General features: G+C 71.5%; 26 protein-coding genes and 1 pseudogene. 18 read left to right on the top strand and 9 right to left on the bottom strand.

Annotated elements, in window-relative coordinates; translation table 11 throughout:
- Positions 1-13: 13 nt before the first annotated feature.
- Positions 14-775 carry an SDR family oxidoreductase gene (locus tag OG787_RS19665; protein WP_405535890.1) on the bottom strand — a complete coding sequence of 254 codons (762 nt, stop codon included), beginning with the start codon at positions 773-775 and terminating at the stop codon, positions 14-16.
- A 148-nt stretch (positions 776-923) separates the two neighbouring features.
- On the opposite strand from OG787_RS19665, the gene OG787_RS19660 reads away from it, so the two are divergent.
- The 5 genes from OG787_RS19660 (at position 924) to OG787_RS19640 (ending at position 5,630) form a co-directional block, all read left to right on the top strand.
- Positions 924-2,030 (top strand): LLM class flavin-dependent oxidoreductase, encoded by a 1,107-nt coding sequence (locus OG787_RS19660; RefSeq protein WP_369036236.1) that lies wholly within the window; start codon positions 924-926, stop codon positions 2,028-2,030.
- On the top strand, positions 2,027-2,626 hold the full coding sequence (locus OG787_RS19655) for an FMN reductase (RefSeq protein WP_405535889.1): 600 nt from the start codon (positions 2,027-2,029) through the stop codon (positions 2,624-2,626). Before OG787_RS19660 ends, OG787_RS19655 begins: the two co-directional genes overlap by 4 nt.
- A gap of 54 nt (positions 2,627-2,680) precedes the next feature.
- On the top strand, positions 2,681-3,418 hold the full coding sequence (locus tag OG787_RS19650; RefSeq protein WP_369036278.1) for a response regulator transcription factor: 738 nt from the start codon (positions 2,681-2,683) through the stop codon (positions 3,416-3,418).
- A complete protein-coding gene (locus tag OG787_RS19645; RefSeq protein ID WP_369036238.1) occupies positions 3,419-4,819 on the top strand; it encodes an ATP-binding protein in 1,401 nt (466 codons plus the stop codon).
- Positions 4,820-5,243: 424 nt separating this feature from the next.
- Complete coding sequence (locus OG787_RS19640) at positions 5,244-5,630, top strand: GNAT family N-acetyltransferase (protein ID WP_369036239.1); 387 nt, start codon at positions 5,244-5,246, stop codon at positions 5,628-5,630.
- Positions 5,631-5,657: 27 nt separating this feature from the next.
- Here OG787_RS19640 and OG787_RS19635 read toward each other — a convergent pair whose 3' ends face one another.
- From OG787_RS19635 to OG787_RS19625, 3 genes are all read right to left on the bottom strand, one after another.
- Positions 5,658-6,245 carry a DUF305 domain-containing protein gene (locus tag OG787_RS19635; protein WP_405535888.1) on the bottom strand — a complete coding sequence of 196 codons (588 nt, stop codon included), beginning with the start codon at positions 6,243-6,245 and terminating at the stop codon, positions 5,658-5,660.
- A gap of 53 nt (positions 6,246-6,298) precedes the next feature.
- The gene (locus OG787_RS19630) at positions 6,299-6,730 is read right to left on the bottom strand and encodes a DUF6153 family protein (protein WP_405535887.1); all 432 of its coding nucleotides are present in this window, start codon (positions 6,728-6,730) and stop codon (positions 6,299-6,301) included.
- A gap of 84 nt (positions 6,731-6,814) precedes the next feature.
- Positions 6,815-8,182: a histidine-type phosphatase gene (locus OG787_RS19625; protein WP_405535886.1), complete on the bottom strand. Its 1,368-nt coding sequence runs from the start codon at positions 8,180-8,182 to the stop codon at positions 6,815-6,817.
- A gap of 179 nt (positions 8,183-8,361) precedes the next feature.
- Here OG787_RS19625 and nagZ point away from each other — a divergent pair, with 179 nt between their 5' ends.
- Entirely contained in the window at positions 8,362-9,837 is a 1,476-nt protein-coding gene (gene nagZ / locus OG787_RS19620; protein ID WP_405535885.1) for a beta-N-acetylhexosaminidase, read from the top strand.
- An 82-nt stretch (positions 9,838-9,919) separates the two neighbouring features.
- On the opposite strand, the gene OG787_RS19615 is transcribed toward nagZ, so the two are convergent.
- The 3 genes from OG787_RS19615 to OG787_RS19605 form a co-directional block, all read right to left on the bottom strand.
- Positions 9,920-10,420: a PASTA domain-containing protein gene (locus OG787_RS19615; protein ID WP_405535884.1), complete on the bottom strand. Its 501-nt coding sequence runs from the start codon at positions 10,418-10,420 to the stop codon at positions 9,920-9,922.
- Positions 10,417-11,034: a SigE family RNA polymerase sigma factor gene (locus OG787_RS19610; RefSeq protein ID WP_405535883.1), complete on the bottom strand. Its 618-nt coding sequence runs from the start codon at positions 11,032-11,034 to the stop codon at positions 10,417-10,419. Before OG787_RS19610 ends, OG787_RS19615 begins: the two co-directional genes overlap by 4 nt.
- Positions 11,035-11,110: 76 nt before the next feature.
- Positions 11,111-12,355 carry a cellulase family glycosylhydrolase gene (locus OG787_RS19605; RefSeq protein WP_405535882.1) on the bottom strand — a complete coding sequence of 415 codons (1,245 nt, stop codon included), beginning with the start codon at positions 12,353-12,355 and terminating at the stop codon, positions 11,111-11,113.
- 84 nt (positions 12,356-12,439) lie between these two features.
- Between OG787_RS19605 and OG787_RS19600 the strand changes: the two genes are divergently transcribed.
- Together OG787_RS19600 and OG787_RS19595 are read left to right on the top strand one after the other, a co-directional pair.
- Positions 12,440-13,552: a BadF/BadG/BcrA/BcrD ATPase family protein gene (locus tag OG787_RS19600; protein WP_369036247.1), complete on the top strand. Its 1,113-nt coding sequence runs from the start codon at positions 12,440-12,442 to the stop codon at positions 13,550-13,552.
- A 71-nt stretch (positions 13,553-13,623) separates the two neighbouring features.
- A complete protein-coding gene (locus tag OG787_RS19595; protein ID WP_405540531.1) occupies positions 13,624-15,840 on the top strand; it encodes a glycoside hydrolase family 3 N-terminal domain-containing protein in 2,217 nt (738 codons plus the stop codon).
- 15 nt (positions 15,841-15,855) lie between these two features.
- Here OG787_RS19595 and OG787_RS19590 read toward each other — a convergent pair whose 3' ends face one another.
- The gene (locus OG787_RS19590; RefSeq protein ID WP_369036248.1) at positions 15,856-16,602 is read right to left on the bottom strand and encodes an SDR family oxidoreductase; all 747 of its coding nucleotides are present in this window, start codon (positions 16,600-16,602) and stop codon (positions 15,856-15,858) included.
- Positions 16,603-16,703: 101 nt separating this feature from the next.
- On the opposite strand from OG787_RS19590, the gene OG787_RS19585 reads away from it, so the two are divergent.
- The 5 genes and pseudogenes from OG787_RS19585 to OG787_RS19565 all read left to right on the top strand — a co-directional run bounded on the left by OG787_RS19585 (position 16,704) and on the right by OG787_RS19565 (position 19,766).
- On the top strand, positions 16,704-17,567 hold the full coding sequence (locus tag OG787_RS19585) for a helix-turn-helix transcriptional regulator (RefSeq protein WP_369036249.1): 864 nt from the start codon (positions 16,704-16,706) through the stop codon (positions 17,565-17,567).
- Between the two features lie 128 nt (positions 17,568-17,695).
- The gene (locus tag OG787_RS19580) at positions 17,696-18,286 is read left to right on the top strand and encodes a hypothetical protein (RefSeq protein ID WP_369036250.1); all 591 of its coding nucleotides are present in this window, start codon (positions 17,696-17,698) and stop codon (positions 18,284-18,286) included.
- 147 nt (positions 18,287-18,433) lie between these two features.
- The gene (locus OG787_RS19575; RefSeq protein WP_405535881.1) at positions 18,434-19,126 is read left to right on the top strand and encodes an SCO4225 family membrane protein; all 693 of its coding nucleotides are present in this window, start codon (positions 18,434-18,436) and stop codon (positions 19,124-19,126) included.
- Positions 19,127-19,207: 81 nt separating this feature from the next.
- Positions 19,208-19,492 (top strand): type II toxin-antitoxin system Phd/YefM family antitoxin, encoded by a 285-nt coding sequence (locus OG787_RS19570; protein WP_369036252.1) that lies wholly within the window; start codon positions 19,208-19,210, stop codon positions 19,490-19,492.
- Positions 19,489-19,766, top strand: a pseudogene (locus tag OG787_RS19565) (type II toxin-antitoxin system RelE/ParE family toxin). The gene OG787_RS19570 and the pseudogene OG787_RS19565 overlap by 4 nt, the downstream one beginning before the upstream one ends.
- Here the strand turns inward: OG787_RS19565 and OG787_RS19560 are convergent.
- On the bottom strand, positions 19,756-20,439 hold the full coding sequence (locus tag OG787_RS19560) for a class I SAM-dependent methyltransferase (protein WP_369036253.1): 684 nt from the start codon (positions 20,437-20,439) through the stop codon (positions 19,756-19,758). The pseudogene OG787_RS19565 and the gene OG787_RS19560 sit on opposite strands and share 11 nt — an antisense overlap.
- A 75-nt stretch (positions 20,440-20,514) precedes the next feature.
- Between OG787_RS19560 and OG787_RS19555 the strand changes: the two genes are divergently transcribed.
- From OG787_RS19555 to OG787_RS19535, 5 genes are all read left to right on the top strand, one after another.
- Entirely contained in the window at positions 20,515-21,684 is a 1,170-nt protein-coding gene (locus OG787_RS19555; protein WP_405535880.1) for a sensor histidine kinase, read from the top strand.
- A complete protein-coding gene (locus tag OG787_RS19550) occupies positions 21,672-22,361 on the top strand; it encodes a LuxR C-terminal-related transcriptional regulator (RefSeq protein WP_405535879.1) in 690 nt (229 codons plus the stop codon). The genes OG787_RS19555 and OG787_RS19550 overlap by 13 nt, the downstream gene beginning before the upstream one ends.
- Positions 22,362-22,497: 136 nt before the next feature.
- Positions 22,498-22,962 carry a hypothetical protein gene (locus OG787_RS19545; RefSeq protein ID WP_369036256.1) on the top strand — a complete coding sequence of 155 codons (465 nt, stop codon included), beginning with the start codon at positions 22,498-22,500 and terminating at the stop codon, positions 22,960-22,962.
- Positions 22,959-25,115 (top strand): hypothetical protein, encoded by a 2,157-nt coding sequence (locus tag OG787_RS19540; protein ID WP_405535878.1) that lies wholly within the window; start codon positions 22,959-22,961, stop codon positions 25,113-25,115. Before OG787_RS19545 ends, OG787_RS19540 begins: the two co-directional genes overlap by 4 nt.
- Before the next feature lie 68 nt (positions 25,116-25,183).
- Positions 25,184-26,020, top strand: coding sequence for an SDR family NAD(P)-dependent oxidoreductase (locus OG787_RS19535; protein WP_369036258.1), 837 nt, complete (start codon positions 25,184-25,186; stop codon positions 26,018-26,020).
- The last annotated feature ends 12 nt before the right edge of the window (positions 26,021-26,032 follow it).

Raw genomic sequence — 26,032 nt, 5'->3', positions numbered from 1 at the left:
TGACTTCTGACGGTTACGGTTTCCGGCTCGCGCGCGGTGTCACCGTCACCTCCGGGATGGTGCCGCCGCAGCGCAGTACGGCGTCCAGCGTGTGCAGGAACTCGGACACGTCGAGCAGGTCGCCGCTGAGATAGCCGCGCTGCCGCCAGACCGGGACGACCTCGGCGGCGTACGTCATGTCCCAGCCGTTGTTGAACTCGGTGCGGGAGTCCCCCTCACCGCCGCCGCAGTCCCTGACCACGAACCGCGTGAAGCCGACCTCCGGGTGCTCGACGCGGTACGCCTCCACGAGTTTCTCCAGGGCCGCCTTGCTGACGTGGTAGCCCGCGAACCCCGGCCAGGCGGGGGTGATCGAGGCGCCGACCGTGGAGAGGTAGACGGCGGTGCCGGCGGAGGCCGTGAGGTGGGGGAGTGCGGCGTTGGTGATCAGGGCCGCGCCGATGACGTTCGTGTCCATCACGCTGCGCCAGGTGTCGGCGTTCGTCTGCTCTATGGGGGCCAGGGGGCCGATGCCGGTGGTGTAGACGAGGGCGTCGATGCCGCCGAGTCCGGCCGCCGCCTCCTCGATCGCCGCCCGGCAGGAGTCCTCGTCGGTCACGTCACAGGCGATGGCGAGTGCGTCCGGGCCCGCCTCCTTCGCCGCGTCGGCCAGGCGGTCGTGTCTGCGGGCGAGCAGGGCGACGTGGTTTCCCCGGCCGCCGAGGTCGATCCCCGCGCAGCGGCCCAGCCCGCTGGACGCGCCGACCACCACGACTCTCAACATCGTCCCGGTCATGGAAGAACCTCATTCTCGCAGAGTGGAAATCTCCCTCCGTCGATTTCTAGCACGGGAGGGAAGGCCTGCGGAATACCTCCGGAAGGGGCGCGGTTGACGCACGCGGACGCTATAGTTGAACGGTCAACAACCTGGAGGATGAGCGACCATGCAGTTCGGGATCTTCAGCGTCGGCGATGTCACGCCCGACCCGACCACGGGACGTACGCCGACCGAACGCGAGCGCATCAAGGCCATGGTCGCCATCGCGCTGAAGGCCGAGGAGGTGGGTCTTGATGTGTTCGCCACCGGTGAGCACCACAACCCGCCGTTCGTGCCCTCGTCCCCGACCACGATGCTCGGGTACATCGCGGCGCAGACGGAGAAGCTGGTCCTCTCCACCTCCACCACCCTCATCACCACCAACGACCCGGTGAAGATCGCGGAGGACTTCGCGATGCTCCAGCACCTGGCCGACGGGCGCGTGGACCTGATGATGGGGCGCGGCAACACCGGCCCGGTGTACCCGTGGTTCGGGCAGGACATCCGGCAGGGCATCAACCTCGCCGTCGAGAACTACGCCCTGCTGCGCCGGCTGTGGCGCGAGGACGTCGTGAACTGGGAGGGGAAGTTCCGTACGCCGTTGCAGGGGTTCACGTCGACGCCCCGGCCCCTGGACGACGTACCGCCGTTCGTCTGGCACGGCTCGATCCGCTCGCCGGAGATCGCCGAGCAGGCGGCCTACTACGGCGACGGCTTCTTCCACAACAACATCTTCTGGCCGGCCGACCACACCAAGAAGATGATCGAGCTGTACCGCTCCCGGTACGCCCACTACGGCCACGGGACGGCCGAGCAGGCCATCGTGGGCCTGGGCGGCCAGGTGTTCATGCGGAAGAACTCGCAGGACGCGGTACGGGAGTTCCGTCCGTACTTCGACGAGGCGCCGGTGTACGGACACGGGCCCTCCCTGGAGGACTTCACCGACCAGACCCCCCTGACCGTCGGCTCCCCGCAGCAGGTCATCGAGAAGACGCTGGCCTTCCGCGAGTACGCCGGCGACTACCAGCGCCAGCTGTTCCTGCTCGACCACGCGGGACTGCCGCTCAAGACGGTGCTTGAGCAGCTCGACCTGCTCGGCGAGGAGGTCGTGCCGGTGCTGCGCGAGGAGTTCGCGAAGGGGCGGGCGGCGGATGTGCCGGACGCGCCCACGCACGCGTCCCTGCTGGCTGCCGCGCAGAAGGAGCAGCAGGAGAAGAAGGAGGCAGCCGTATGAAGCTCGTCGTTGTCTCGGCGGGGCTGAGTGTGCCGTCGTCCACGCGGCTGCTGGGCGACCGGCTGGCCGCCGCGGTCGGTCGGCAGACGGACGTCGACGTCCAGGTCGTGGAGTTGCGCGACCTCGCCGTGGAGATCGCGCACAACTTCACCAGCGGGTTTCCGGGGCGGAAGCTGGCGGACGCGCTGGAGGTGGTGACGGCGGCGGACGGGCTCGTGGTCGTCACCCCCGTCTTCTCGGCCTCGTACAGCGGGCTGTTCAAGTCGTTCTTCGACGTACTGGAGAAGGACGCGCTGGTGGGGAAGCCGGTGCTGGTCGCCGCGACTGGTGGGTCGGCTCGGCACTCGCTGGTGCTGGAGCACGCGATGCGGCCGCTGTTCGCCTATCTGCGGGCCGTGGTGGTTCCGACGGCTGTGTACGCCGCCTCGGAGGACTGGGGTGCCGAAGGGCTGCCGGAGCGGATCGAGCGGGCGGCAGGGGAGCTGACGGCACTGATGTCGGGGCTGTCGGCGCGGCGGCCGGTGCCGAAGCCCGCCGGGCCGGGCGGGTTCGAGGTGATCCCGTTCGAGCAGCAGCTGGGCGCATTGCGGGGGTGAGAGTGAGAGGCGAGTAAGAGCCCCCCTTGGCACACTGGGCGGGTGTCCCAAACTGTGCTGCTCGCCGAGGACGACCGTGCCATCCGCCACGCCCTGGAGCGGGCCCTGACCCTGGAGGGCTACCGGGTCACCGCGGTCGCCGACGGGGTCGAGGCGCTCGCGCAGGCGCATCGCACCCCGCCGGACGTCCTCGTCCTGGACGTGATGATGCCCGGCATCGACGGGCTCCAGGTGTGCCGGGTGCTGCGCGCCGAGGGGGACCGTACGCCGATCCTGATGCTCACCGCGCTCGTGGAGACCGCCGACCGGATCGCGGGCCTGGACGCGGGCGCGGACGACTACGTCGTCAAGCCGTTCGACGTCGAGGAGGTCTTCGCCCGGCTCCGGGCGCTGCTGCGGCGCACGGGCATCGGTGAGCAGCGCCCTGTCAGGGGCGCCGCCTCGGCCGACGTACGCGCCTCGCACGTGGCGAAGGAACCCGCCGTCCCCGAGCGGCAGCTCGCCGCCGCCGGGCTGCGGATGGATCTCCAGGCGCGCCGGGTGTGGCGCGGGGCGCGGGAGCTGGAGCTGACCCGGACCGAGTTCGAGCTGCTGGAACTGCTCGTGCGCAACGCCGGGATCGTGCTCGACCACTCCACGATCTACGACCGTATCTGGGGCTACGACTTCGGGCCGGGGTCCAAGAACCTCGCCGTGTACGTCGGTTATCTGCGCCGCAAGCTCGACGAGCCGGGCGCGTCGCAGCTGATCCACACGGTGCGAGGCGTGGGTTACGTCCTCCGGGAGGACTGAGTGACCTTGCGGAGGGCGGGACTGGCCTCGCTCCGGACCACCTTCGCCGTGTCGTTCGCCGCGGTCGCGGCCGGGGTGACGGTCCTCGTCGGATTCCTGTCGTACGACGCCGCCGCGCGGCTGGTCCGGGTCGACCAGCAGTCCGCCTTCGCCGAGGTCGTGCAGGACCTCCAGGACGAGGTGCGGCACAACACGATGACCCCGCAGGACTTCTCGTCGTCCGAGCCGGGGCACGACATCGTCCGGCCCAGCCGTACGGATGTGCAGGTGCTCGGGGCGGGGGGTGAGGTGGTCGACAGCGGCAGTCCGGCGCTGCCGGTCACGGTCGAGGACCGGCGGATCGCCGCCTCGCCCGTTCCCGGGCTGGCCGAGCAGTACAAGGACGTCGAGGTCGGCCAGGACGTCTACCGCATCGCGACCGTCGCGCTCGGCGACGGGCGGGGTGCTGTGCAGGTCGCTCAGGAGTTCAGCGACACGGAGGATCTGCTCCGCGAGCTTCAGCAGCGGACGATCCTGATGGTCGTCGCGGTCGTCGTCGCGGCCGGGCTGTTCGGGTGGTGGCTGGCCCGGCGGATCACACACCGGCTGCGGATCCTCGCGTCCGCCGCGGAGGATGTCGCCCGGACGCGTCGGCTCGGTATCCAGGTGCCGGTCACCGGGGCCGACGAGGTGGGGCGGCTGGGCCGGTCCTTCGACCGCATGCTGGGGCGGCTCGCGCAGTCGGAGGAGGATCAGCGGCGGCTGGTCCAGGACGCGGGGCACGAGCTGCGTACGCCGCTCACCTCCCTCCGTACGAACATCTCGCTGCTGCGGCGCATCGACGAACTGCCGCCCGCGACGCGGGAGGAGCTGGTCGCCGACCTCGCCCTCGAAGCGCGTGAACTCACCGATCTGGTCAACGAGTTGGTGGATCTGGCGGCGGGGCAGTCGGACACCGAGCCCAAGCAGCGGCTCGACATCGCCGATATCGCGGACGAGGTGGCTGTGGTGGCGCGGCGGCGTACGGGGCGGGAGGTCGTCGTACGGGCGGTCGGCGACACGTCCGCCGACGCGCGGCCGGCGGCGCTTCAGCGGGCGATCTCGAACCTGGTCGAGAACGCGGCCAAGTTCGACCGGGGTGGGACTGCTCCGATCGAGATCGCGGTCACCGGGGCGGAGCGGGGGCGGCAGGGGGCGATTCGGGTGGAGGTGCTGGATCGGGGGCCGGGGGTCGCGGAGGGGGATCTGCTGCGGTTGTTCGATCGCTTCTATCGGGCTGCTGATGCTCGGAGCTTGCCTGGGTCGGGGCTGGGGTTGTCGATCGTGCGGGAGGTGGCTATCGCGCATGGTGGGGCGCCGTTTGCCAATCGGCGGGAGGGGGGTGGGGCGGTTATTGGGTTCACGGTGGGGGGTGGGGGGTGAGGGGGGCGGTTTCGGGTGTGTGGGTGGGTGCGGGTGCGTTGTGGCTGGTCGCGCAGTTCCCCGCGCCCCTAGGCGGGTGGGGGCGGAGCGTGACGTGATGGCAGCGCATCTTGTGTGGGCCGAGCAGCGCGGGGTCGATGGGCGGCCAGGGCCCGGTGTGCGGGTTTTTCGGCTGGGGACTGCCGTTGCTGTGGCCAGTCCGGGGTTGTCTCGGCGGGATCGGGTTGTGGTTGCGGGGGAGGCGGGCGATGTGGTTCCCCTTGTGCGGGATGTGCTGGACGAGGTGGGGCCCAGTTATCGGCCGTTCGGGGAAGCTCGGTTGATCGAGGCCGTTGTGGCGGGGGTGCCGGGGCTTGTGGCGTTGGCGCCGTTCTTGTGGATGGAGACCTGTTCCCCGGCCGATGGGACCTCTACCGGCGCTGATGTGCGGTGGCTGGATCGTGCCGACGAGCACGAGGCCTGTGCGCTCTTCGGTCTCTCCTTTCCGCACTCGCATGCTCAGCCCGGGCGGGTCGGCGTGCGTCGCTGGGCCGGGGTCCGTGATGCGGACGGTGGTCTTGTCGCCGTGGCGGCCGATGCCTGGTCCGGGGGCGGGTGTGGGCTGTTGGGTGGGGTTGTCGTTCATCCCGGGGCGCGGGGGCGGGGGCTGGGGGCGGCCGTTTCCCGGTTCGTCGTGGAGGCGCTCGTACGGGACTACGGGCGTGCCGCGCTCGTGGTGGACGCGGACAACGCGCCCGCGATCGCCGCGTACGAGCGGATCGGGATGCGCGGGGCGTTGTTCGGGGCGGCGGCGGTGAGTCGGCCGACCTGAGCGTCGTCGGCCGGCTCACCCGCGGTGTCAGCTCTTGGCGAGGAGCTTGTTCATCTCGGTGATCTCGGCGTTCTGGGTGCGGATGACGTCGTCGGCCATGGCGGTGGCGGGGCCGTACGTGCCCTTGGCCTTCTCCGTCGTGGCCATCTTCACTGCGCCCTTGTGGTGCTCGATCATCATGGTGAGGAACGCCTTGTCGAAGTCCTCGGCGGCCGAGCCGTGGTTCATCCCCGGCATCGACTCCATCGACTCCATGCCGGGCATCGACTCCGTCGACGTCGGGACGTCCTCGCCCCACGTCTTCAGCCAACCGGACATGGTCTCGATCTCCGGTGCCTGGGCCTTCTCGATGCGGGCGGCCAGGGACTTGACCTCGGCCGACGAGGCCTTGTCCGTCGCCTCCTCCGCCATCTCCAGGGCGCCCTTGTGGTGGGGGATCATGCCCTGCGCGAAGGTGACGTCCTGGGCGTTGTGGTCCTCGGTCTTGCTCGCGCTGTCGGCGGCGGCACCGCTGCTCTCGCTGCTGTTGCCGTCGTCGCTGCCGCAGGCGGTGAGCGTGACGGCGAGCGCGGCGGAGGCGGCCATGACGGCGAGGGTCTTGCGGGTCTTGCGCATGCTGGAACTCCTGCTGTGGGGAAGGGAATTGAGGCGAGGTGGGACTCGTGCCTCTAGATCCGCAGGAGTTGGAGTTCGGCCAGGGACGGTGGCGCTCTGGCGCCCTCGGGCGACGGGGGCAGGGAACGGCGGGCACCGTCCGCCAGTACCGGGGCGCCGGCCGGGTCCGGCGTCAGGGCGGGGAACGTGTGCCCCGCCGGGACGGCACCGGACGCGCAGGTCGCGTCCGCGTGGTGGGCGTGGCCGCCGGGGGAGGCGGAGCCGTGGCAGACGGTCTCTTCGGCGGGCCCTGCCTGCATGCTCATCGGCTCGGCCCGGTGGTGGCCGCTGCCGTGATGGGCGCCGCTCGTCATTCCGCCGCCCGGCGCGAGGCCGTGCATCGCGACGACCCCCGCCAGCAGCCCGAGCACGACGAACGCACGCGCCCACCAGAACGGCGGATGCGTGCGCTGCGGTCGCTGTGCGCGGGCTGTCACGCGGGCCATGCTAGCCCCACGGGCGGATACGGGTACCGGGTACCCCTATATCCGCCGTCAGTCCCCGTCAGTCCCCGTCCCTTCGGCCGTACGTCAGGAAGTACGGCCGAAGCAGCGCTCCAGCTCATCCAGGTCGTAGAACTTGCTGCCCTTCGACACCGGACGGCAGCCCGCCTTGAAGGCGGTCTCCTTCTCGTTGTAGAGCATGCGTACGAGCGTGGTGTCGCCCTTGCGGAACACGTCCCACTGGATGTTCGAGGCCATCGGCGCCACGGCCGCGCCCCGCCACGGGTTGCTCGCGTACGTGTACGGCTCGGCGGCGGTCACCCCCTGCGTACTGCCCGGCAGGCCCATCAGCGCGGCCAGCGGGATGATCTCCTCGGCGTGCGTGAAGCGCAGTTCGGCGCCGAGGGTGTCGGTGCCGCTCTCGGTTCCCTCGGCCTTCTTGAAGAAGTCGTCGAGCAGAACGTCCGCCATCTTGTACGTGATGTCGCTGTCGGCGAAGCCGGGACCCTTCTCGTAGAAGTCCTCGGCGTCGCTCAGGTACCCGAACCAGGCGGCGTCCTGCTGCGAGATGTACCGGTTCATCTGCCAGCCCTTGCCGTCGGGGCTCTCCTCGCTCATCGCGGGGGCGATGCCGTACAGGTTGTAGACCGCCTCGGCCGCGTCCACCGCACTGCCGGTCGACGAGAACTCGCCGTCGACGATGCGCTGCGTGAACGACCGCGTGAAGATCTTCCGCAGTACGTCCGAGGCGGCGCTGTGGGTCTTCGGCTGGTCGGTGATCGACTTCAGGGTGGCCGCGAGACGCGTGTCGTTCGCGATGTAGTCGCGGTAGGCGGCGCCGCCGGCGGCCTTGTGGAAGTAGAGCAGGTCCTTGTCGGTGCGGGCCGCGCCGATGAGCGGCTTGAGCGCCGGGTCGGTCGCCGCGAGGGTGTCCGCGAAGAGCCGGCCGCTGTCGACGGCGCGGCCCTGTCCGGAGCTGACGACGTCGATCTTCTCGCCGTTCGCGGCGATCGCGTCGAAGAGGCCGGGCAGCCGCTGCTCCATCCGTACGGCCGTGCCCGCGATGTCGCTCTTGCCGCGCCCGCTGAGGTTGCCGTAGCCGACCTTGGTCATGGCGGCGAGCAGCGCCCGTACCTTCGGGCCGAACTCCTTGCCGCGCGCGGTGAGCTGTCCCTCGCTCTCGGCCTGGTCCCACAGCTTGAGGATCAGGTCGCCGTCGGAGCTGTCGGTCGCGGCGCGGGAGCCGTGCCGGGAGACGTTCTCCGTGAACACCGGGACGAAGCCCTTCGGGGGCTTCTGGTAGGTGCGGAGGCTCTGCTGGGGGGCGTAGGAGCCCTTGGTGCCGTAGCTGTCGGCGGTGGTGGAGCCGGAACGGTCTGCCGCGTGGGCGGGCAGCGCGGTGGCTGCCAGCAGGGCGCACAGGGGTGCGGCGAGGGCGAGGGTGGCGCGTTTCATGCGCGCATCGTGGGCGGCGTGGGTGAACCCGGGACGTCCGGGGCATGGCGGGGGCGGGGCGTATTGGGCATGTGCGGGGCAAATGAACACAGAGAGTTTTGGTTGATTGATTCATCTTGTGCTGGAGAATTGGTGACTTCTATCATCTAAGTCCTGCCCGCGAGACCTCAGAGGCCCCGATGCAGCAGCATGAGAACGACCTCGACGAAGCCGTCCACCGGTGTCTCGTCGCCGGGTTCGACGGCACCGACGGCGTCCCGCACACCCTCAAGCGGCTCATCGACCGCGGCCTCGGCGGAGTCATCCTCTTCACCCGCAACGTGCGCGACGCGGACCAGCTCCGCCGTCTCACCGACGAGCTGCGCGCCCTGCGCCCCGATCTCCTGGTCGCCATCGACAACGAGGGCGGCGGCATCGGCCACCTCGTCGCCGCGGGCGCCCCCGAGGTCCCCGGCTCGTACGCCCTCGGCGTCGTCGACGACCCGGACCTCACCGCCCGCTGCGCCGACGCCCTCGCCGGTCATCTCGTCTCGCTCGGCATCACCGTCTCGTACGCCCCCGTGGCCGACCTCCAGCACCACCCCGACAACCCGATCGTCCGCACCCGCTCCTTCGGTGCGGAGCCGGAACTCGCCGCCCGGCATCTGCGCGCCTGGATCACGGCCACCGAGGCGCGCGGTGTCGCCTCCTGCGCCAAGCACTTCCCCGGCCACGGCGGCACGGTGACCGACAGCCACCACGAGATGGCGGTCGACCCGCGGTCGTACGACGAGATCCGCGCCGACGTCGAGCCGTTCCGGGCCGCCGTGGACGCGGGCGTGCCGATGCTGATGAGCGCGCACGTGGTGTACCCGGCGCTGGATCCGGAACGGCCCGCGACCCTCAGTCGTCGCATCCTGAACGACCTGCTCCGTCACGACCTCGGTTTCGACGGCGTCCTGGTCAGCGACGCCCTGGAGATGAAGGCGATAGCCGACCGGTACGGCGAGGCGGCCGGCGCCCGGCTCGCCCTCGCCGCGGGCGCCGACCAGGTGATCGTGGCCGTACCGGACCTGGCGGTCACGCTGGCCTGCCGGGACGCCGTGATCGAGGCGCTGCGCGACGGGATGCTCCCGGAGGAGCGGGTACGGGAGGCCGCCGGGCGGGTGCGGAAGCTGGCGGAGCGGTATGCGGGGGTGGTGGCGGAGGGCGCCGGCGGGGCATGGGACGCGGAGGCCGGGCTCGACGCGGCTCGGCGGGCCGTACGGGGTGCGGGAGCCGGTGGTTTTCCCGGGCTGCCCGGCGCCTGTGTCGTCGACCTGTTCCCGCCGCCGCATCCCGCGCTGAACTGGGGCGGCGAGGACCTGCTGAGCGAGGTGCGCGCGCTCGACCCCACGGCGGTGGGCGTGGCGCTGAACGAGGCGCCGGTGGACCAGGAGGCCCTGGTCGCGGGCGTGCTGCGGCGGGCGGCCGGATCGCCGCTGGTGGTCGCCACGTCGGATGCCGGGCTGTATCCGTGGCAGGCGGAGCTGCGGGCGGCGCTGGTGGCGGTGCGCGGGGACGCGGTGCGCGTCGACACGGGACTGCCGGAAGGCGGCGCCCTGTGTTCGTACGGGCGCGGGAAGGTCAATCTGCGGGCGCTGGCCGAGGTGCTGGTGGGAGGCGCCGCCCTCTGAGGCTGCTTCCGTTCCTTTCGGTACCGGCGCCGGTACCGAAAGGAACGGAAACAGAGACGTGACCTCTCAGGGCGCGGTCAGGTCAGTCGGAGCAGAGCAGCAGGTTGACGGTGGCGCCGATCGGCACGGCGGTCGGGCTGTGCGGGGAGACGCCGATGACCGTGTCGGGCTTGCCGAGGTTGTGGCAGCTCGTCTCCTTGACCGTGCCGGGCTTGAGCCCCAGCTCCGCCAGCTGCTCCTTGGCGGACTCCAGGCTGAGGCCCTTGAAGTCGGTCCTGCCCGTACCGCCCTCCAGCACGATGTTCGCGTCCACCGGGTCGGCGGGCTGCTGCCCGCCCGAACCGCCGCTGCCCGCGGTGGCCAGGGCGGTACCGCCGCCGGCCAGCAGGAGCGCGGCGGCGAAGCCCGCTATGGCGGTGGTGGTCCGCTTGCGGCGGCTCTTGCGCACGATGCCCGCGGCGTCGAAGGCCGGGGCGTCGGCGGAGTTCGCGAAGTCGTTCATGGCGTTCACCAGTTCCTCTTCGAAGGGGGTGCCACCGGTGCTACCGACGCAGCCGGACACCCGCGGGTCGCTCGAAGTCATCGGGTTCCTTCCGTGGGCTGCGGTGGTTGCTGCGGTGGCTGTGGTGAAGGGTCGGAGCGTGCGGGGAACTGGCTTCTGAGCTTTCCGATTCCACGGGCGAGCTGGGACCGGACAGTGCTCTCCGAGATCTGCATGTCGGCCGCGATCTCGGCGTCGGACAGGTCGTGGAAGTACCGCAGCACCACCACCGTCCGTGTCCGCATCGGCAGCTTTTGCAGGGCCCGGACCAGCTGGTCCCTGCTGTCTATACGGCCGTACTCGTCCCCCGGGGCCGCCCGGTCGCCGGTGTCCTGGTGCGGGACCGGTGAAACCAGCGGAACCATGCGGCGGAATCTCCGCCACCGGTCGTTGGCCAGGTTCACCATGATCCGCCGGACGTAGGCGTCCGGAGCGTCCTTGGCGGCGATCGTGCGCCACTTCCGGCAGGCCCGCTCCAGGGTCTCCTGGACCAGGTCCTCGGCCGCGTCACGGTTTCCCGTGAGGACGAGGGCACCCCGGAACAGCGCGCCCGACCGGGCGGCGACGAAGCCGGGGAAGTCCAGCTCCGCCAACTCGGGCTGGGTGCCGACCTGTTCGCGGCCGGCGCCCAGCTTCCACTCGGTTGCCAGATCCACACGCTCCTCCCTTCCTGTCACCCCTCCTCGACGTGACAGGTCCCGTATCTGCTGCACGGGCAGGATGTGAGCTGGGTCATAGAGCCAGTGGGACCGTCTCCTTGATGCCCCGAGCCGCCAAGTACCCCTCGTCCTCGGCCCGTTCGGCCAGTACGCCCGCCGGACGCCCGCCCTCCGCCCGCAGTCGCATCCACGCCTCGAAGTACGCGCCGCCGGGACCCGAGATCGAACGGTTCCCCGGGGCGCAGTCCAGCACGAGGGCGGTCGTACGGGGTTCCGCCGGGCGGGGTTCGGCGCGCAGCTCGGCGATCGTCTCCGCGAGGGCCAGCGCGATGGGCTTGGGCTCGCCCGAGGAGTCGAACAGGCCGAGCGTGTACTCCAGTTCGGGGAAGTCCGCGAGGGAGCGGTCCACGTCGTGCGAGCACCACCAGGTGACCCCGTACAGGCCCGCGCACTCGGCGGCGTTGCGTACCGTCGCGCGGGCGAAGCCGGGGGCGTCGGCCGCCGGGATGTGCGGTTCGGGGGCGCCGGTCTCCTGGACCCAGACGGGTCGGGCGGGGTCGTCGGCGTACGCCTTGGCCAGCTCCACCCCGTACTCCGCGAGATGCTGGACCTGCGGGGAGCGGGGGCCGTAGCGGCCGGCGCAGTTGGCCGAGAACACCCAGGGGTGGACGGTCGTCAGGTCGCCCTTGCGGGCCGAGGCCTCCGGCGTGAAGGGGTGGTCGTCGCTGTACCAGGCGGCGTCGTACGCGGAGTGCGTGACCAGGCCCGTGTCCGGGCCGAGTCCGGTGCGTGCGGCGGCGAGCAGCGTGTCCAGGTAGTGGTCGACGTCGGCCACGGTCACCGGGTTGTGTTCGACCAGGTTGTTCAGCTCGTTGCCGAGCTGGAGGCCGAGGAGGTTCGGGCGGCCGGCGAGGGCGCCGCCGAGCGTGCGGAGGAGGGTGGCCTGTGCCTCGATGGCGTCCGGGTCCGTGAACACGTTGCGGTGGTGCCAGCTGCGGGTCCACTCCGGGTAGAAGTCGAAGCTGGAGAGGTGGCCCTGCACGCCGTCCACCATGACGTCGAGGCCCGCCTGGCCTGCCACGTCCACGAGCTGCGCCACCTGGTCGACGGCGGACGCGCGGATGAGCGTGCGGTTCGGCTGGAGCAGCGGCCAGAGCGGGAAGATCCGTATGTGGTCCAGGCCCAGCCCGGCGATCTGGTCGAGGTCCTCGCGGGCGCGGGCCGGGTCGAAGTCGTACCAGGAGTGGAACCAGCCCCGGCGCGGCGTGTAGTTGACGCCGAAGCGGGGAGCGGAACGGGGGGCGGGGGGAGTGCTCACGTGTCCTCCTCGGACGTGCGTGACTGCGCCGGGCCGCGAGTCGGGTCTTGTCCTCGGCGAATGTATGAACCACCATAGTGCGCGATGAGCAATGAATTGAACCAGGATTCGGGTCGGGATTCCGGCCGGGCCGAGGACGGTCCCTCCGCGCACGGCGCCCTCGTCGTCGGCCTCGATGCCGGTGGCACCCGTACGCGCGCGGTGCTGGCGTCCGCCGCCGACGGGAGCCCCCTCGGTGAGGGTGTCGCCGGGCCGGGCAACGCCCTCACCGTGCCCGTACCGCAGCTCACCGAGCACCTCGCCGAGGCCCTCGCCCTGGCGGTGCCCGAGTGGGCCCGGCCCCGGGTCGTCGCCGTCGCGGGCGGCTTCGCGGGCGCCGCCGGTACGGCCGACGAACCCGGCCGTGTCAACGCGCTCACGGCACTCACGGAGGCCCTGCGGCGGCTCGGCATCCCGGCCGGCGACGGCATCCGGATCTGTAGCGACATCGAGGCCGCCTTCGCCGCCGCCCCGGACACCCCGGCGGACGGTCTGTCCCTCGTCGCCGGCACGGGCGCCGTCGCGATGCGCATCACCGGCCGCCACTGCGAGAAGACGGTCGGCGGCGACGGCTGGCTCCTCGGCGACGACGGCGGCGGCTTCTGGATCGGCCGGGAAGCGGTCCGGTCCGCGCTGCGGATGGCGGACCGCCGGGGCGGCGACACGGCTCTGGCGGCGCTGGTGGGGCGGGAGTTGGGGGTGCCGGAGGCAGTTCTGACGTACGGGAGTGAAGCCCTGCCGGACGAGGGTCACGAGGGTGCGGGCGGCGACCGTCTGCCCTGGCCCCGGTCCGCCCGCGAGGCCTACCGGCGACATGTCCTCCCCGCCGTCATGGGCGAACCGCCGGTCCGGCTGGCCCGGTTGGCCCCGCTGGTCGCCGAGGCGGCCCGGGCGGGGGACGCCCGTGCGCGGGCCATCCTCGACGAGGCCGCCGGTCATCTCGCCGACTGCCTACGGGCGTTGGAGCCGACACCGGGCGAGGCGCTGGTCGCGACGGGCGGTCTCCTCGGCCCGGACGGCCCGCTGACCGAGCCCCTGGACCGGCACCTGTCCGCCCTCGGCCTGGTGGCCCACTGGGTCCCCGACGGCAGCCGGGGCGCGGTGGCCCTGGCCCGACTCGCACAGGGCACCGCCTCGCACCCGGAGAAGAGCCCGTGACCGACGTGACCCCCCTCTACCGCGACCCCGCCGCCCCGGTCGACGCCCGAGTCGCCGACCTGCTGGCCCGGATGACCCTGCGCGAGAAGGTCGGCCAGCTCAACCAGCGGATGTACGGCTGGGACGCCTACCGCCGCACCCCCGGGGGCGAGTTCGAGCTGACGCAGGCGCTGTACGACGAGACCGACCGCTTCGAAGGCCTCGGCGCCCTGTACGGACTCCTCCGCGCCGACGCCTGGTCCGGCGTCGACCACATCACGGGCGCCGGAGCGGATGACGGCCCGGTCCTGGCCGACCTGGTCCAGCGCCACGTCCTCGAACGCAGCCGCCTGGGCATCCCCGCCCTGTTCGTCGAGGAGGTACCGCACGGCCTCATGGCCCTCGACGGCACGGTCCTTCCCGTCAACCTGGCGGTGGGCGCCACCTGGGACCCGGACCTGTACGAGCGGGCGGCAGCTCATGCCGCCGTTGAACTCCGCGCCAGGGGCGGCCACTTGGCCCTGGTCTCGGCACTGGACATCGCCCGCGACCCCCGCTGGGGCCGTACGGAGGAGTGCTTCGGGGAGGACCCGTACCTCGCCGCGCGCCTGACGGAGGCGCTGGTGCGGGGCATGCAGGGCGAACCCGCCGGAGCGGCGGGGGAGTTCGCGCCGGACAGGGCCCCGGTCGTCCTCAAGCACTTCGCGGGGCAGGGCGCCACGGTCGGCGGCCGGAACTCCGCCGAGTCGGAGCTGGGTCCCCGGGAACTCCACGAGATCCACCTCCCTGCCGCCCGGGCGGGCGTAAGGGCGGGCGCCGCCGCGGTGATGGCCGCGTACAACGAGGTGGACGGTGTGCCGTGTTCGGCCAACGGACCCTTGCTGAACGGGTTGTTGCGCGACCGCTGGGGCTTCGAGGGCCTGGTCATGGCGGACGGTCTGGCGGTGGACCGCCTCGCCCGTATCACCGGAGACCGGGTCTCCGCGGGTGCGCTGGCCCTCAACTCCGGTGTCGACCTGAGCCTTTGGGACGAGGGCTTCACGCACCTGGAGGAGGCGGTGGAACGCGGCCTGGTGAAGGAGTCGGTGGTCGACGCGGCCGTGTCCCGGGTCCTGGCGCTGAAGTTCCGCCTGGGTCTTTTCGAACTCCCCGGTGCGGCGCCCCGGTTGCCGCCCCCGTCACCGGAGGCCGGCCGGTCGCTGAGCACAGCCCTGGCGCGCTCGGCCGTCACCCTCCTCCACGACAAGGCGGGCGTCCTGCCCATCGACCCGGCGCGGGTCTCCCGCATCGCCGTCATCGGCCCGCACTCCGCCACCACGGCCCACCAGCTCGGCGACTACACGGCCCCCCAGCGCCCCGGCACAGGAACCAGCGTCCTCGCCGCCCTCCGCGAACTGGCCCTCCCGGGCACGGAGATACGCCACGCCCAGGGCAGTTCCCTCACCGGCGACGACCTGTCCGGCATCCCCGAGGCGGTGGCGACGGCAGCGGCATCCGACCTCGCCGTACTGGTCCTGGGCGGCAGCAGCGCCCGTACGCCGGACACGGAGTTCGACGCCAACGGCGCCGCCCGGACGATCGTCTCGGAGATGACCTGCGGCGAGGGCGTCGACCTGGCCGACCTGCGCCTCGGCCGGGCCCAGCACGCGCTGCTGGACGCGGTGACGGCGACGGGCACACCCACGGTCGTCGTCCTGATCCAGGGCCGCCCGCACGCGGTCCCGGAGGCGGCGGAGCACGCGGCAGCCCTGCTGACGGCCTGGTATCCGGGCCCCTGGGGCGGCGAGGCGATCGCCGGGATCCTCCTCGGCCACACCGCCCCGACCGGCCGCCTCCCCGTCTCGGTCCCGCGCTCGGCGGCCCAGCTCCCCGTCTACTACAACCACAAGGACACGGAGTACGGGTCGTACGTGGACGAGGACTCCGAGCCGCTGTACTCCTTCGGCCACGGTCTGACGTACACGACCTTCGAGTACGGCGTACCGAACATCCGCCGCGATGGCGTCAGTTGTGCGGTCGAGGTGACCAACACCGGGGAACGGGCGGGGCGTTCGGTGGTCCAGCTGTATGTCCGGCGGCTGCGGACGAGCGTGTGGCCGCGCACTCTCGAACTCCGCGCCTTCGAGGCCGTGGACCTGGCTCCGGGGGAGAGCCGTACGGTCACGTTCGCGCTCGGCGAGGACCAACTCGCGCAGGTCGGGGCCGACTTGGAGACGGCTGTGCTGGAGGGGAGTGTGGAGATCCGGGTGGCGGGGTCGGCGCGGGAGGCGCTGGACGCCGTACCGGCCGTTCTTGATGTCAGGGGCTGACGGACAGCGAGAGGTTCACCAGGGGAGGGCGGCCTCCGCCGCCGGGGCGCCGTCGCCCCAGAACCCGCCGGTCGGGCCGTCGGGCGGCAGGGTGGCCAGGGCGACGCTCACCAGGGCGCCCTGCTCGGGGGTGCGGGAGCCGGTGTTGCCGGTGAGGTCGGTCGCGCAGTGGCTGGGGTTGGCGGCGTTGACCTTGATCGGGGTGTCCCGCAGCTCCTTCGCGTACATCACCGTGACCATGTTCAGCGCGGTCTTCGACGCCGGGTAGGGAATCGTGGCCAGGCCGTACAACGGATGCTCCGGGTCGCTCAGGAGGGTGAGCGAACCGACCTCGCTGGAGACGTTGACGATCCGGGCCGCCTCGGCGTTCCGCAGCAGGGGCAGGAACGCGTTGGTGACCGCCACCACCCCGAACACGTTCGCCTCGAAGACCTGGCGGAGGGCGGCCCGGGTGGCGCCGCTCGGGCCGCTGCGGGCGCCCTCGACGTCGCCGACGATGCCCGCGTTGTTCACCAGGACGTCGAGCCGCCCGTACTCGGCACCCACCTGGTCGGCGGCCCGCCGGACGGACGCGTCGTCGGTGACGTCGATCCGGAGGAACCGGGCGTCCACACCGCCCTCGCGCAACGCCAGTTCGGCCTTCCGCCCGAGTGTCTCGTCCCGCGCGCCGACCAGCACGGTCATCCCGCGTTCGCCGAGGAGACGGGCGGTCTCGTAGCCGATGCCCTTGTTGGCACCGGTGATCAGAGCAGTCAGTGTCATGCCCCGACCCTGCGGCGCCCCCGGCCGGGACACCAGAGACCTGGTGAGGCTGGTACCGGCGGTACCACCCACGGCGGCCGGGGGTGGGGCAGCATGGGGCCATGATCCTGCGCGAGGAACTGGCGGCGTTCCTGCGGGCGCGCCGGGGCCGGCTGCAACCTCGGGACGTCGGGCTGCCGGACGGACTGCGCCGCCGTACGCCCGGTCTGCGCAGGCAGGAGGTCGCCCAGCTCGCCGGTATGTCCGTCGACTACTACATCCGGTTGGAGCAGGGCCGTGGCCCGCATCCGTCCCGGCAGTTGCTCGCCGCGCTGGCCCGGGCGCTGCTGCTCACCCGTGACGAGCGGGACTATCTCTTCCGCGTCGCCGGTGAGAGTCCGCCGCCGGTCGCGGGCCCGGTCCGTGGGCTCGCTCCGGCGGTTCGGTGCCTCCTCGACAGCATGCCGGAGGTGCCCGCCTACGTTGTCGACGCGAAGTACGACCTCCTCGCCTGGAACGACCTGGCCGCGCACCTCATCAGCAGCATCGCGCGGGCCCCGGAGGACGACCGCAACCTCGTCCGCTGGATGTTCCGCGAGGCGCTCGAAGACCATCGCTGGGACGACGAGTCGGCGCTCGTGTTCGCCCGCGCGACCGTCGCCGACCTGCGCGCCGCCTACGCCCTCCACCCAGGCGACCGGGGGATCGAGGAGCTGGTCACCGAACTCCTGGGCACCTCACCGAGGTTCGCCGAGATGTGGGCGGACCACGACGTCGAGGTGCGGCACCGGGTCGTCAAGCGGATCGACTCCGACACGTTCGGGCGGCTGGAGTACGAGTGCCAGGTGCTCCACATCCCCGAGAGCGGCCAACGACTCATCGTCTACTGCGCCGAACCCGGCTCCCCGACCCGCGAACTCTTCCGCCGGCTCGCTAGCACGCCGGTGGGCATGTCCCGGTCACCGTCGCGTGCGGATGAACGGTGACGTGTAACAGAAAACGGCGGTTCATGCAGGCTGTGCAACAGGGTGGACGATCAGCGAACCGGCTTGCTCCGTACGGCATTTGACAGGTTGAGAACGACGGGGAAACAACGCCGAGAGGGCAACCTGACATGTCTTTCAGCCACACCAGCACGCGCACCAGCATCCGCGTCCGTACGCTCGCCGCTGCCGGTCTCCTGGCCGCCACCGCCCTCTTCCTCACCGCGTGCAGCCCCGACAGCCCGGCCAAGACGCCCAGCGCCGCGTCCGGTTCGAGCACCGCGACCGACGCCGGCACGGGCGCCACCGGCGAGGCCACCACCGACCCCGGCGGCGACGCCGGTGCGGCCACTCCCGGCTCTTCCGGCACGTCCACCGAGGACTCCGCCGCCACTCCCGAAGCCGGCACCGGCACCATCGGCACGGACACCGGCACCGGTACGGGCGGCACGAAGGCCACCGTCGACAACCGGGTGGACGGTACGGTCTCCGGCACCCTGACCTACCTGGCGCCGGGCAAGCTGGAGGTCGGCGGCCGTCCCTTCTACGTGGCCGTCGACACGGCGATCCAGGGCGGCGACATCTGCGGCGACCCCGAGAACCAGGTGGCGGAGAAGTGCACCGCCGACGAGCTGGACGCGGCGGCGAAGGGCGGCAACCTGACCGTCGAGGTGACGATCAAGAAGGGTGTGGCCGAGCGGGTCGCCCAGGCGTCGGTCTAGGAGCGGCAGGCGGTACGGCACACAGCCCCGCCGGGACTGCCGCTCAGGCGGTGCTGAGTACTCGTACTCATGTCCGAACGCACCCTTCGGTCCACTGTGGAGAACACCGAACACCACCACCCACGGACCGAACCGAAGGGACCTGAGATGGCGAACGCCTCCCGCCCGCGCCGACTGCCACGTCTGCGCCGGATTCTCGCGCTCGCCACGGACAACCGGCCCGCCCGTGGCTATCTGACCGTCTTCGCGGCCTCGGTCGCGGTCATGTTCCTCTTCCCGGACAGCGGAATCGCCGCGAGCCCGCTGCTGCTCACGGCACCGCTCTCCCTCCTGAGCATCGCCGTCCCCTTCGGCCCCGGTACGCAGGGCAGCTGGCCGATCGAGGCGCTGGCCATCGGCTACTGGGCCGTCTGGCTGCTGCTGTGCGCGCTGGTGAACGCCGCGGTGATCGGCGCCCTCGCGACGAGGACGGCGCCCGGTGCGCGTTCGCTGCCGCTGCCGCGTCCGCAGGGGATTCGGGGCCTGCTGACGCCCGCGTACGACAACTGGCTCGCCCGCGGGTACCTCGCCGTGGTCGCGGCGGCGGTGGGCTTCTTCCTGTACGCCTCCTACCTGGCGCCGGACCCCGGGTTCGCCGCGATCTGGCCGCTCATCGTCACGGCACCGCTCAGCATCATCGCCCTGCTCGCGGCGACACCCCTTGAGTGGGACTCCTCGTACGCCTGGCTGAACCCCCTGATCTTCTCCGCCGGCGCCACCCTGTCCGGGCTGGTCAACGCGGCCCTGCTCGGCCACCTCGCCAGGATGCTGAGGACACCGGAACCGCGCCTGGCGGCGTGAGGGAGGCGCCGGATGAACGCGGGCGGCGATGGTCCCACTGAATTCCCGCCCGTGTACACGTTGGCGCGTACACGGGCCGTCATGGACGAAAGCGCCGTGACCGTACGTGAAGCCCGTGCCCACCTCGCCGACCACATCAACCGTGCCGAGCAGGGCACCCCGACGATCATCACCCGCAATGGCGCGCCGGTGGCAGCTCTCGTCCCCATCGCCGACTTCAACGCGCTGGAAGACGCGGCCGACGAACTGCTCGCGCGCGAGGCCGAAGCCGTTCTGGCTGCGGACGGCCCCACTGTGACCATGGCAGAGCTGCTCGCCGACCTGTTCACCGAACGGGATGCGGACCGGGACGCGGGTGCGGCGTGAAGTACGCGTTCCGATTCACGGCCGCGGCGCAGCGGCGCAGCGGCAGCTCCGCGCGATCGACCGGCCGGCCGCGATGCGCGTCCTCGCCGCGCTGACCGCTCTCGGCGACGACCCGTACCGCGAGGATGCCGACATCAAGAAGCTGGCCGGGCCGTCGGGCCTCCACCGGCTCCGCGTCGGCAGCTACCGGGTCGCTTGCCAGGTCCTGGACGGTGAACTCGTCGTCCTGGCCGTCAAGGTCGGCGATCGTCGGGACGGCTGTCTCAACATGTGACGAGAGGCTTTCGGGCCAACAAGGTGGCGAACGTCCTGTTCGCCGCCATTCCTTCGGTGCGCTCCTGCACCAGCTGCGCCGTGACCGCGAATCCCGCCCGCTCCAGCAGTTCGGCGATCTGCCCGGCCGGGATCAGGTGGGACTCGTAGGACACCGGATGGCTGCCGTACGCCTGTGTCGGGCGCAGGTGCACCTGCGCGTCGACTGTCGCGTGGCCGGCCAGCATCAGGAGGCCGCCGGGGGTGAGGGTGCGGTGGAACTCGGCGTACAGGGTGGGGAGTTGGGTCGGTGGGGTGTGGTGGGTGGAGTAGTAGGCGAGGATGCCGCCGAGTGCGTTGTCCCGGATCGGGAGGGCGGTCATCGAGCCCACGGTGAAGTCGAGGTCCGGGTGGGTGTCGCGGGCCAGCTCGACCATCTTCGGGGACAGGTCGATACCGAATACGGGCACTCCCAGAGCTGCCAGGTGCGCTGCGACTCTGCCGGGTCCGCATCCCAGGTCCGCGACCGGGCCGAGGCCGGCCGTCCGCACGGACTCGGCGAACGCCGTCAGCATCGCGCGGGACAGCGGGTCCAACTCCGCCGGGGTCTTGACCAGTTGGACGTAGTCGGCGGCGACCGTGTCGTACGAGGTGCGGATCGCGGTGAGGTAGGCGGGGGAGGGGTTGTCGGTCATGCGGTGACTGTAGAGGGGACGGGGTAGCTGCGGAGGGGAGTGTGCGCGTCGGTCCGGCTGTGCCACCTTGACCGTATGCCCGTAAAGATCGCGCCGCCGGTGAGCGCCCGAGAGCGGACCCAGCGCATGGTCGTTCGCGCGTTGGCGTGGCTGCGGGCCGCGCAGTTCGCCCTCTGGCTCTGGCTGCCCGTGCTCGACGGTCCCGGACGCTATCCGCCGCAGGTCTTCGTCTGTTACGTGCTGGCCGCTCTCTGGTCGGCCCTGTTCTTCGGAGCGGGCATCCGGCAGCACGCCCTGACACCCCCCTGGCTGACCGCCGATGTGGTGCTCGCCGTCGGGTACGCGGTGCTCGTCAGCCGGTCCTATCCGGCCGTCGAGGCCGCGTCGATCACGAACTGGGTGATTCCTCCGCTGTGCGGGGTGGCCGTCACCGCCGCGATCTACGCGGGGCGTTTGAGGGCGGTGGCCGTCGGAGTGGTCGTCGGCGCCTGGTTGGTGGGGGCGTGGCCCGCGACCCGGACCCCCAGCGTGCAGGAGCTGTTCTCCAACGCCGCGATGATGGCCCTGTTCGCCGGAGTGGCGGGAGTCACCGGCACACTGCTGCTCCGGGCCGCACGGGAGGCGGACGAGGCGGCGGACCGCGCCGTCGACGCGGAGCGCAAGGAAGCCGCAGCGACGGCACGTGACGCCGAACGCGACCACCAGTTCACGCAGTTGCACGACACCGTCCTCCATACGCTCGAAGGCATCGCCCGGGGCAGGTTCGACAACGACCCGGAAGGGGCGCGCAGCCGCTGCTCGCTGGACGCCGAGTTCCTGCGCGGGCTGATCACCAGCGGCACGGACGGCGTACCGGCCGAACTCGGTGCCGCTCTCTCCCGGATGGTCCGCGACCACCCCGACCGGGTGACGCTGAAGCGGGTGAACACGGTCTTCGACCGGCTGCCCCCGGATCTGCCGCCCGGTGTCGTGGAGGCGCTGACCGGCGCGGCACGTGAGGCACTCAACAACGTCGCCGAACACGCTCGTACGGACGAGGCGTGGCTGACGGCCTCCGCCGAAGAGGGTGCTGGGGTGCGGGTCACCGTCGTCGATCGGGGCGTGGGCTTCGATCCGGGGGCCGCGCCCATGGGACTCGGCGTCAACCACTCGATACTCAAGCGCGTGGCCGACGCCGGCGGGAGGGCCACCGTCACCGGCGCACCCGGCGAGGGAACCATCGTGGAGATGACATGGACTCCGTGACCGGCATGGGTGGCGGTGGGGGGATCGGCAGCGGTATCGCCATCGGCGCCATCGACGACGACCAGATGTTCGTGCAGGGCATGGCCGCCTGGATCGGCGGTACCGGTGACCTGCGGCTGGCCGCCACCGCCGCGTCGGTCGAGGAGTATCTCGCGGCGGCACCGGAACCGGGGATCGTCACCCTCGACCTCCATCTGCACAACGGGAGCGACCCGGTGGCCAACGTCGCGGCCCTGGTGGGCGCCGGTCATCAGGTCATCGTCGTCACCGTGGTCCGCGACCAGGCGTACATCAGCGCGACCACCGAGGCCGGCGCCGCCGCCTACCTCACCAAGAACAACAACCTGGATGCTCTCGCCGAGGTCGTCCGCGCCCTGCACCGGGGTGATCTGCCCACCACACCCGAGCACGCCTTCTGGCTGTCCCGGGACGACCGGCCGACCCGGCCGCGGCTCTCGCCCCGGGAGTCGGAGATCCTGCGCGCGGTCGGCGAGGGGATGCTGCACGAGACGATCGGGCGTCGGCTGGGCATCGGCACGAGCACCGTACGGTCCCATCTGAAGTCCGTACGCGCCAAGTACGCCGCGGTCGGGCGCGACATCAAGCACCCGGCCCACTACCGGGACCGCGTCCGTGAGGACGACCTGAGCAGGGAGCGGCTCGACCCGAACCCCTGACGCGGAACCGGGATCGGTCCGCACGCGTGTTTCTGCCGAAGACCTGTGGGGACAACTGCCCGGACGCTACGGTCCGTTCAGCGGTTCGGCTCAGCGGCTCAGCGGGTCCAGCGGTTCATGGCAGAGGGAGACATCCATGGTGACCGAAGCACTGGCGGCGCTCGCCGCAGCAGGAGGCGGAGCGATCGTGCAGGCGGCGGGCAGCGACGCCTGGGAGGGAATCCGGACCCGGGTGGCCCAACTCCTGGGCCGTGAGCCGCAGTCGGAACAAGCCGTCCTCGAACGCCTCGACCACACCCGCACAGCACTGGAACAGGCCGCCGAGAACACCACGGACACCCGGACAGGCGCGCTGGAACAGGCGGTCGTGCGACAGGAGACCGTCTGGCAGACACGTCTCGAGGACTTCCTCGACAGCCTCGACGACACCGAACGCCAGGAAGCAGCCGCCCAGTTGCAGACGCTCCTGGACTGGGCGGCCGAGCAACGCGCACAGAACGGGACCGCCCCCACCGCCGGTACGGTCATCATGAACGCGACCGTCAGCGGCCACGGTCGCGCCTATCAGGCCGCCCGCGACATGACGGTCCACGAGAAGTGACAGAAGCGGCTTCTCCGCCCGACGACGTTCCGAGACCCGACGACAACCGGCCTGACAACCTGCCCGACCCGGCGCCCGAAACAGGCGTCGGGCAGATCGTCTTCAACACCACGGTCACCGGCGGACGGGTTTACCAGTCCCCCAACATGACGATCCATCAGGCGCCTGAGCAGATCAGTCCGTTCCAGATGGAACTACGGGGCGCGGCTGCCCAGCTCGCCAATTTCGTGACGGGCGCGATCACCGCGGAGAGGTGGCGCCGACGGCTGAACGACCCCTTCGCGCTCGGGGTCCGCTGGCACACCGCGTGGGAAGGGGTGACCGGTAATCCGGTCGGCAGCCTCGACGGCCGGCTGGACGGCCTCGGCGAGGTGTACGAGCGGGTGCCGTCGGGCCGGCTGGCGGTGCTGGGCAGACCCGGCTCGGGCAAGTCCGTCCTCGCCGTGCACTTCGTCCTCGACCGGCTGAAGGCACGGGGCAACACCGGCCCCGTACCGGTCGTCTTCAGGCTGGGACTGTGGGACCCCAGCAAGAAGGGCCTGCGGAACTGGCTCCTCGCCCAGCTGCTGTTCGAGGTCCCGTCCCTGGACGCCCCCATCGCGGGCGGATCGGGTCTGGCCGAAGCTCTCTTCGACGACGGGTGGATCCTGCCCGTACTGGACGGGCTCGACGAGATCGTCCCCGAGCAGCGGCACCGGGCTCTGCGCGAACTGAACGCCACCGACATACCGCTGCTGCTCACCAGCCAGCCCGGTCAGTACGAGGACGCGGCGGCCGCGGCCGGCGCACTCACCGACGCCGCTGTCATCGTCCTGGACGACCTGGCCCTCGACGACCTGGACGGCTATCTGCCCCCGACCGCCCCGGGGCCGGCGGCCGGGAAGTGGGAGCCGGTCCTGGCCCGTCTGCGTGACGAGCCGACGGAACGGTCGAGCGCGGTGGTGCGTGCGGCGATGTCCACCCCGCTGATGGCCGGTCTCGCCCGGGCCGTCTACACCGACACCCCGGACCGGGACCCGGCCGAACTCCTCGATCCGGCCCGGTTCGCCACCGCCGACGCCGTCGAAGCCCATCTGCTGAACGAGTTCGTGCCCACCGTGTACGACCGGCCACCGCCCAACCCCGGCAACGCCCGCCGGCCGAAACCGAAATGGCGGGGCAGGCGTGAGGACGCCGAGCGCTGGCTCGGCTATCTCGCACAGCACCAGCACGGCGGGGAGTTCGCCTGGTGGAGACTGGGCAACGCCGTTCCCCGCCACCGACGCGTGCTGGTGATCGGCTCGTTGGGAGCGCTCATGTGCGCGCCGGTCGGCTGGCTGCTCTTCGGGCCGGTGGGGGCCGTCGTCTGCGCGCTGGCGCTCGGCCTGGTCGGCGGGCTGGTCGGCTGGTCCGAGGGACCCAGGCCGGAACGCATGGAACTGCGGATCACCGGCCGGGCACGGCAGGCACTGACACAGATCGCGATCAACCTCATGGGCGGACTGACGGCCGGGTTGCTGGGCTGGCCGGCCGTAAGACAGTGGGGTTGGTTCGCGTTGCCCGTCGCGGGCGCGATCGCCAACGCGCTCGGGAGCGCGCTGTCCAGCCGGGCCCGGGGGTACGGAACCCGCGCCCAGCTGCGTGAGATCAGGCTCGGAGTCCTGGGCGGGCTCACGGGCGGATTCGCGGTGGGCCTCGTCGGCTGGCTGACGGACCTGCCGACCGGCGGCTACGCGGACTGGCTGGTCCTCGGACTCACGCTCGGGCTCGCCTTCGGCCTGGGCGCCGGGCTGATCACCCCGACCAGGATCGAGACGGTGGTGCGCCCGTCCGACCTGCTGGCCGCGAACCGCAGCTACGCGATCTTCCAGACGCTCACCGTCACGATCGCCTACGGGATCGTCGCCGGGGTCCTGGCCGGCCCGAAGTACCTCGCGGCCGGCCCCGTGATCGGCCTGGCCTTCGGATTCGGCGCCCACGCCTGGGGCCGCTGGCTCCTCCTCGCCCGCTTCCTGCTGCCCCTGAGCGGCCACTTGCCCTGGCCTGTCTGGTCCTTCCTCACCGACGCACACGAACGCGAGGTACTGCGCCAGTCAGGAGCGGTCTACCGGTTCCGCCACGCCCGCCTCCAGGAATCCCTCGCGGCGCGGTACGAGAAACGCGGATCGATCTGAATTAGGTATACGCAATTCGCCGTGTCGTCGATAGAGTGCGCTCAGGCTCGCGACAAGGGAGTGCGGACGTGGCGGAAGCGAAGGCGCAGGCGGAATCCGGGGCTCGGCGCCTGTCCGTACTCCCGGGTGGCGACGTGGGGGCCTCGGCAGGGCTGCCGCTCGTCGGGCGGCGGGCGGTGGTGTCCGGTGCGGCCAGCGGGATCGGGGCGGCGGCCGTGGCCTCGTTCGTCGCGGCCGGGGCGGACGTCGTCGGGCTGTTCCGTACGACGCCGCCTCCGGACGAACTGAGGGAACTGTGCGAGTGGGTGGCGTGCGACGTGCGCGACCGCGGTTCGGTCGATGCCGCGTTCGACCAGGCCGCGTCGCTGCTGGGCGGAATCGACGTACTGCTGCACGCGGCGGGCGGCTGGTGGCCGGGTACGCCGGAGTCGCTGTCCGACGACGAGTTCGACCTGGTCGTCGACACCAACCTCCGGTCGACGGTCATCACCAACCAGGCGGCGTTCGCGCACATGCGGCACAGCGGCGGGCAGATCATCAACCTCGGGTCGGCGGAGGGGATCCGCGGGAATCCCATGGCGCCGCACTACGCGATGGCGAAGGCCGGCGTCCACGCGTGGACCCGGTCCGTGGCCGCGGCGTGGGGGAGGTCCGGGGTCACGGTCAACGCCCTGGCGCCCGCGGTAAGCACGAGGAACGCCGAACGGCTGTGGGAGCACCTGGGCGAGGAGACTGCCGCGGTGTTCAAGGAGCAGCTGCGGGCACGCATGCCGCTGCGGGGCGAACTCGGTGATCCGGACGCGGATCTCGGGCCGGTGATGGTGTTCCTGGCCGGTCCCGGTGCGCGGTTCATGACGGGGCAGCTGATCGCCGTCGACGGCGGGCTGCACATGCTCGGCGCCTGACCGGACTTCATT

The organism is Streptomyces sp. NBC_00075, from assembly GCF_045041225.1.
GTDB classification, from domain to species: Bacteria; Actinomycetota; Actinomycetes; order Streptomycetales; family Streptomycetaceae; genus Streptomyces; species Streptomyces adonidis.
This window is presented reverse-complemented; position numbering and strand designations above follow the sequence as displayed.